This window comes from Chryseobacterium pennipullorum (genome assembly GCF_003384725.1).
Taxonomy (GTDB): domain Bacteria; phylum Bacteroidota; class Bacteroidia; order Flavobacteriales; family Weeksellaceae; genus Chryseobacterium; species Chryseobacterium pennipullorum.
This window is the reverse complement of sequence record NZ_QNVV01000050.1, coordinates 1-705: the sequence shown is the minus strand read 5'-3', so window position 1 is coordinate 705 and position 705 is coordinate 1. Positions and strand designations below refer to the sequence as shown.

Below are 705 nucleotides of genomic sequence, written 5' to 3'. Positions count from 1 at the left end.
GCAAAAAATCAAATTAACTAAAGGACTACAAATCAACAAAGAACAAATCAGCAAACTGCAGGAAGAGCAAATGAACAGCCTGAAAGGAGGTAACAACCGCATCCAGGCGCCTGCACAATCTTGCGGACAGTGTTCTTGCCACGGGTCTACTCAAGCAGAACTAAGACTTTCTTAATTATCAAATCATTTTTTAACTCATACAAATCATTAAAATTTAACATCATGCAAAAAATCAAATTAACTAAAGGACTACAAATCAACAAAGAACAAATCAGCAAACTGCAGGAAGAGCAGATGAACAGCCTGAAAGGAGGTAACAACCGCATCCAGGCGCCTGCACAATCTTGTGGACAGTGTTCTTGCCACGGATCTACTCAAGCAGAACTAAGACTTTCTTAATTATCAAATCATTTTTTAAAATAATACAAACCATTAAAATTTAACATCATGCAAAAAATCAAATTAACTAAAGGACTACAAATCAACAAAGAACAAATCAGCAAACTGCAGGAAGAGCAAATGAACAGCCTGAAAGGAGGTAACAACCGCATCCAGGCGCCTGCACAATCTTGCGGACAGTGTTCTTGCCACGGGTCTACTCAAGCAGAACTAAGACTTTCTTAATTATCAAATCATTTTTTAACTCATACAAATCATTAAAATTTAACATCATGCAAAAAATCAAATTAACTAAAGGACTACAAA

Annotated in this window: 3 protein-coding genes; all 3 read left to right on the top strand. The window is 36.2% G+C overall.

Features of this window, described 5'->3' with window-relative positions:
• Nucleotides 1-7 precede the first annotated feature (7 nt).
• The 3 genes from DRF67_RS21300 to DRF67_RS21290 are packed head-to-tail and all read left to right on the top strand — an operon-like array spanning nt 8 to nt 624.
• Nucleotides 8-175 carry a class I lanthipeptide gene (locus tag DRF67_RS21300; RefSeq protein ID WP_228435887.1) on the top strand — a complete coding sequence of 56 codons (168 nt, stop codon included), beginning with the start codon at nt 8-10 and terminating at the stop codon, nt 173-175.
• A 47-nt stretch (nt 176-222) separates the two neighbouring features.
• Nucleotides 223-399 (top strand): class I lanthipeptide, encoded by a 177-nt coding sequence (locus DRF67_RS21295; RefSeq protein ID WP_115929532.1) that lies wholly within the window; start codon nt 223-225, stop codon nt 397-399.
• Between the two features lie 48 nt (nt 400-447).
• The gene (locus tag DRF67_RS21290) at nt 448-624 is read left to right on the top strand and encodes a class I lanthipeptide (protein WP_115929532.1); all 177 of its coding nucleotides are present in this window, start codon (nt 448-450) and stop codon (nt 622-624) included.
• Nucleotides 625-705: the final 81 nt, after the last annotated feature.